The organism is Saccharomonospora iraqiensis subsp. iraqiensis (assembly GCF_000430445.1).
GTDB classification, from domain to species: Bacteria; Actinomycetota; Actinomycetes; order Mycobacteriales; family Pseudonocardiaceae; genus Saccharomonospora; species Saccharomonospora iraqiensis.
In genome coordinates this window covers 51,897-57,660 of sequence record NZ_KE387072.1, presented here as the reverse complement: position 1 = coordinate 57,660, position 5,764 = coordinate 51,897, and the positions used below count along the sequence as shown (strand labels likewise).

At 72.3% G+C, this 5,764-nt stretch carries 5 protein-coding genes; 1 reads left to right on the top strand and 4 read right to left on the bottom strand.

Annotated features, from left to right (window positions below; genetic code table 11):
- Positions 1 to 106: 106 nt before the first annotated feature.
- From ACTIR_RS0108390 to ACTIR_RS0108375, 4 genes are all read right to left on the bottom strand, one after another.
- The gene (locus tag ACTIR_RS0108390) at positions 107 to 1,162 is read right to left on the bottom strand and encodes a hemolysin family protein (RefSeq protein ID WP_026453934.1); all 1,056 of its coding nucleotides are present in this window, start codon (positions 1,160 to 1,162) and stop codon (positions 107 to 109) included.
- Positions 1,159 to 2,478 (bottom strand): hemolysin family protein, encoded by a 1,320-nt coding sequence (locus tag ACTIR_RS0108385; protein WP_026453933.1) that lies wholly within the window; start codon positions 2,476 to 2,478, stop codon positions 1,159 to 1,161. The genes ACTIR_RS0108390 and ACTIR_RS0108385 overlap by 4 nt, the downstream gene beginning before the upstream one ends.
- A 255-nt stretch (positions 2,479 to 2,733) precedes the next feature.
- Positions 2,734 to 3,321: a TetR/AcrR family transcriptional regulator gene (locus ACTIR_RS0108380; protein ID WP_026453932.1), complete on the bottom strand. Its 588-nt coding sequence runs from the start codon at positions 3,319 to 3,321 to the stop codon at positions 2,734 to 2,736.
- A gap of 162 nt (positions 3,322 to 3,483) precedes the next feature.
- Positions 3,484 to 4,668, bottom strand: a complete 1,185-nt coding sequence (locus ACTIR_RS0108375) for a Glu/Leu/Phe/Val dehydrogenase dimerization domain-containing protein (RefSeq protein ID WP_026453931.1) — start codon at positions 4,666 to 4,668, stop codon at positions 3,484 to 3,486.
- A gap of 159 nt (positions 4,669 to 4,827) precedes the next feature.
- Between ACTIR_RS0108375 and ACTIR_RS0108370 the strand changes: the two genes are divergently transcribed.
- On the top strand, positions 4,828 to 5,754 hold the full coding sequence (locus ACTIR_RS0108370) for a LysR family transcriptional regulator (RefSeq protein ID WP_026453930.1): 927 nt from the start codon (positions 4,828 to 4,830) through the stop codon (positions 5,752 to 5,754).
- The last annotated feature ends 10 nt before the right edge of the window (positions 5,755 to 5,764 follow it).

The window sequence follows — 5,764 nt, the reverse complement described above, 5'->3', positions numbered from 1 at the left end:
ATCCGGTGGGCGTGCGCGGTCTCGCGGGCGAGCCACTCGTCCGCGCCGAGTCGGACCGGGTCCGGGGCGGATCCGGCCGCGGTGGTGGGGGTGGGGTGCGGCTCGCTCACGGATGCCCCGTGACGTGCGTGCCGTCCCGGACCGTGCCGACGTACTCCTCCAACAGGTCCTCCAACGCGACGATGCCGACGGCGCTGCCCTCGGTGTTGACCGCCGTCGCCAGGTGACTGCCCTCCCGGCGCATGGCCGACAGCGCCTCGTCCAGCCTGGCATCCAGGGCCAGGCGGGTGAGCCTGCGGGTCTTGCCGGGGGACACCGTGCCCTGCGGGTCGTCGCCCATCTGGTCGAGAACGTCCTTGACGTGGATGTAGCCGGTCAGCATCCCCGCCTCGGTCCGCACCGGGAACCGGGAGAAGCCGGTGCGGGACACGGCCCGCTCGACCTCGGCGACCCGTGGGCGGGACGGCAGCATCGTCAGCTCGTCCAGCGGCACGAGCACGTCCGACACCGTCTTGCCCGCCGAGGACAGGGTCTGGGACAACCGGCGGTGCTCGGACTGCTCCAACAGGCCCTCCCGGCGGGACTCCCGCAGCAGGCTCGCGAGTTCGTCGGAGGTGTAGCCGGTGTCCACCTCGTCCTTCGGCTCCACCTTCGCCAGCCGCAGCACGGAGTTCGCCATCCCGTTCAGCAGCCGGATGAACGGGCCGGTCACCCGCACCCAGGCCACGTGCAGGGGCACCAGCCACAGCGCCAGCCGCTCGGGTTCGGCGATGGCCAGGTTCTTCGGCACCATCTCGCCGACCAGCACGTGCAGCAGCGTCAGCGCCACCAGGGTGACGGTGAAGGCCACCGCGTGGATGACGTACCCGGGCAGCGGCACGCCCAGCGCCGCCACGGCCAGTTCGAGCTGGTGGGCCACGGCGGGTTCGCCGAACTGCAGCAGCAACAGCGAGCAGATCGTGATGCCCAGCTGCGCGCCCGCGAGCATCAGCGAGACGTTGCGCGTCGCGTTGATCACGATGCGGGCCCGCGACTTGCCCTGCTCCAGCAGGGCTTCGAGACGGTCCCGGCGCGACGAGATCAGCGCGAACTCGGCACCGACGAAGAACGCGTTCGCCGCCAGCAGCACGACGATCAGCGAGATCGAGACCCAGTCGTTCATGCGGTTCCGGCCTCCTCCCGCTGGACGGTGATCTCCGCGATGCGGTGGCGGTCCATCCCGGTCACCTCGAGCCGCCATCCGTCCACGTCGATCGCGGCACCGACCTCGGGAATCTCCCCGAGCCGGTCGAGCAGCAGGCCGGCGATGGTCTCGTAGTCCCCCTCGGGCATGCGGAAGCCGGTGACGTCGAGCACCTCGTCGTCCCGGAGTCGGCCGGACACCACCCACCGGTCCGGGGCGAGCTGCTGCGCGGTCGGCTCCTCCTGCAGGTCGTGCTCGTCCCGCACGTCCCCGACGATCTCCTCGACGACGTCCTCCAGGGTGACCAGGCCCGCGGTGCCGCCGTACTCGTCCACCACGACGGCGACCTGGAAACGGGAGTCCCGGAGCCGGTCGAGCACCGCGTCGCCGGGCAGCGACTCCGGAACGGTCGGCATCGGCCGCATCAACGACGCCACCGGGGTGCCCTCCCGCTCGGCGGTCGGCACCGTGAAGGCCTGCTTGACGTGCACGGTGCCCCGGATGTCGTCCAGATCCTCGCGGTAGACGGGGAAGCGGGAGAACCCGGTGCGGCGGGCCAGCTCCACCAGGTCGGGCACGGTCTCGTCGACGTGCAACGCCTCCAGCCGCACGCGCGGGGTCATCAGTTCCCCCGCCGTCCGGCCGCCGAACCGCAGCGACCGGTCCAGCAGTTCCGCCGTGGACTCGTCGAGGGTGCCGGTCTCGGCGCTGGAGCGCACGATCGAGCCGAGTTCCTGCGGTGACCGGGCCGACCGCAGTTCCTCCTGCGGTTCCACGCCCAGCTTGCGCACCACCCAGTTGGCGCTGTTGTTCATCAGGTCGATCAACCAGCGGAACAACGCGGAGAAGCCGGCGTGATAGCCGGAGACGGCCCGGGCGGTGGGCAGCGGTCGGGCCACCGCCAGGTTCTTCGGCACCATCTCGCCGATCACCATCGACAACGTCGTGGCCAGCAGCATCGCCACCACCAGCGACGTCCCGGCCGCGGCCGGTTCCGGGATCCCCACCGCGGTCAACGCGGGCCGGATGAACCGCCCGAGCAGCGGCTCGGCGACGTACCCGGTGACCAGCGTGGTGAGGGTGATGGCGACCTGCGCCCCGGAGAGCTGGAACGACAGGGTGCGGTGGGCCCGCAGCACGGTCCTCGACCGCCGGTCACCGACGTTGCGGACGTTCGCCTCGACGGTGCTGCGCTCCAACGTCGTGAGCGAGAACTCGGCGGCGACGGCCAGGCCGGTGCCCACGGTGAGCAGGACGACGAACAGGACACCCAGAACGGAGAGCAGGATGTCCATCAGCGGCCCCCGGAACGGGCCGGGTCACGACGGGAGGGGCCGCGACGGGACGGATCCGGAACGGGACGGGACGAATCGGGACAGCCGGGTTCCTCACCCGGCCCGGTACTGTCGTCCGGTGACGGCGCTGCGCGCACGCGAGTGTCACTCCTCCTCGACGGGAACGGGATACGGAGGCGGTAGGGCCGACATCTTAACCATCGGTAACGTCGACCGGTGAGGTCGTGTTCCCGCGGCCCCCGGCACGGGCGGCGGTCACGTCCCGCTCCGCCCCCGGTGCCGGCGCACGCTCTCCTCGACGACGTCGAGGACGGGTTCGAGGTCGTCGGCGGGCAGCCCCATCGCCAGGTGCGAGACCAGCCCCTCCAGGACCAGCTCCAGGTAGGAGGTCAGCACGTCGACCCCGACGTCGTCCCGGAGGTTGCCGGACTCCCGCTGCCACTGCAGCCGCTTCCGGGTGGCCGTGGTCAGCTGCTCCGAACGCTCGGCCCACCGGGCACGGAACTCCCGGTCGGTGCGCAGCCGGCGGGAGACCTCCAGCCGCGTGCCGAGCCAGTCGGCGGGATGCGGGCTGGTGCCGGCGAGCAGGTCCCGCATGACCTGCACGAGCCCCTGCTGGGCGACGACATCGGCCATCCGGGCCGCGTCGTCCTCGGCCAGCGCCAGGAACAGCGACTCCTTGTCCCGGAAATGGTGGAAGATCGCCCCCCGGGACAGCCCGGTCGCTTCCTCGAGGCGGCGCACCGTGGCACCCTCGTATCCGTACCGGGTGAAACACACGCGGGCACCGTCGAGGATCTGACGGCGACGCGCGTCGAGGTGGTCCTGGCTGACCCGTGGCATCCCACGATCTTGACACCCCTGACCATCCACCCGCAATCCGTACGTACGTACTGTGAGTTGTGTCCGGCGTCCCGTCGTCGCCGGACACCCGCCCACGACGGAGCCCCGTCCCCGCCGGGGGCGGGAACGGGGCTTCTCCGGTGCCGGGTGTGTCGCGGGGTGTCAGGGAATGGTCAGTGCCGACTCCGCCGGGGCCACCGCGTTCTCCCGTGCGGTGACGAACTCCCAGCCGGTCTGCCGCGGCGGCACCCGGTCGGCGTTCCACGCGCCGAGCAGCAGGGCGACCTTCGCCTGCATCTCGGTGCGCAGCTTCAACAGCGAGTCGGTGGCCTCCGCCCCGACCCGGCCCAGCAGCAGCCACCAGGCCCACGCGGCCGCCCCCGCGTTCGCGACGAAGTCCGGGATCACCGGAACCCCCCGTGCGGCCAGCATGGCCTCGGCCTCGGGGGTGGTCGCGGCGTTGGCCGCCTCGACCACCACGGCGGCCCGCACGTCGTAGGAGTTGTCCGGCGTGAGGGCGTAGGAGATCGCCGCGGGCACCAGGACGTCGGCGTCCACCCCGAGCACGGCGTTGCGGGGCAGGCGTGCGACGTGGCCGGGCACCGCGTCCCGGTCGATCTCGCCGTAGGCGTCGCGCGCCTGCAACAGCGCCGGGATGTCCAGCCCCGCCGGGTCGTACAGGGTGCCCGCCGCGTCGGCCACCGCGACCACCCGCATCCCCGCCTCGTGCAGGTACCAGGCCGCGCCGCCGCCCATCGTGCCGATGCCCTGGATCGCCACGGTCGTCGCGGCCACGGACCAGTCCCACGCCGCGGCGGCACCGAGGCACGCCTGTGCGACCCCGTACCCGCCGATGACGTCGCCGAGCAGCAGCCCGCCCGGGACGGGCGCGTTCAGCCCCGCCTGCACCCGGCGGAGGGTGCGCGCGGGATCGGCCGCACGGCGGATCGCGGCGTGGTAGGACTGCTCCAACCCGAGGTCGGCGAACACCTCGTCGATGACGTGCTGCGGCACACCCAGGTCCTCGGCCGTCACCCAGTGCGCGTCGATCCAGGGACGCATGGCCTGGCAGAACCGGCGCAGCACCTCGGTGGCACGCGGGTCCCGCGGGTCGAAGTCGATCCCGCCCTTGGCGCCCCCCACCGGAAGGTCGAACGTGGCCGTCTTGGCGGCCATGCCCCGCGCCAGGTCCTCGACCTCGCTCATCGTGCACCCCGCCCGCATGCGGGTGCCGCCGGTCGCCAGTCCGGACACCAGGCTGTGCACGACGAGATAACCGTGGGCGCCGGTCACCCGGTCGGTCCACGTCAGTCGCAGCAGCGGTTCGTCGGCGTGCTGAGTAACCACTCGGCCCTCCCTGGGTCGGTCGGCGTCCCTGTGTCGATCCCGGTCGCACGGGCGGTTCCCGGTGCGGCGCACCGGTCGTCGTGCGTACTGCCAGAATCCGGCCGGAGGGCCGTGTGCGTCCAGTTATAGATCATGCACGTTTCCCTTTATGGTTGGTGCATGGATCTGTCGGTGCATCGGCTGAGGATGCTCCGGGAGCTGCACCGTCGCGGCACCATCACGGCGGCCGCGGCCGCGCTGCACTACACCGCCTCGGCGGTCTCGCAGCAGCTCGCGCAGCTGGAGCGCGACGTGGGCGCGAAACTGTTCGAACGGCTCGGCAGACGGGTCCAGCTCACCGAGCTCGGCATGGTGCTCACCGAGCACGCCGAACAGATCCTGGACGCCGTCGAACGGGCCACGCTCGCGCTGGAGTCGGCCCAGGAGACCTCCTCGGTGCGGCTGACCGCGGGCGTGTGGGCCTCGGTCGCCTCGGGTCTGCTGCCGACCGCGCTCACCTCCCTGGCGGCCGAGCACCCGGGCATCGAGGTCCGCACCCGGGAACTGGCGCCGGAGGAGACCGCCGACGCCGTGCGCGACGGGTCGCTGGACTTCTCGTTCGTGCTCGACTACACCGACGCCCCGACACCCTGGGACAACGGGCTGGAACGGGTCGCGGTGGCGGTGGAGCGGCTGTACGCCGCGGTGCCCGCGGCCACCGCACCCGCGAGCACGGTGTCCCTGGCCGAGCTGGCCGACCAGCGGTGGATCCTGGCGAGCCCGCGCAGCCACTTCGGCCGCGCGGTGCGGGTGGCCTGCCAGCGGTTCGGGTTCGAACCGATGATCAACCACGAGGTCGAGGAGCAGGCCACGGCGATGGCGATGGTCAGCGCCGGACTGGGGATCACCCTCGTGTCCGACCTCGGGCTGACCCTGCGCCCGTCCGGCGTGGACATCGTGACGCTGACGACCCCGGTGCTGCGCACCGTCTCCGTGGCCTACCGGCGCACCGCGCTGCGCAGGCCCGCGCTCCAGCTCGTCATCCACGCCGTGCGCGCGGCCGCGGCGGAACTCGGGCTGGGCGCCTCGGAGACCGTCCCGGGCTGAGCGCGCCGGC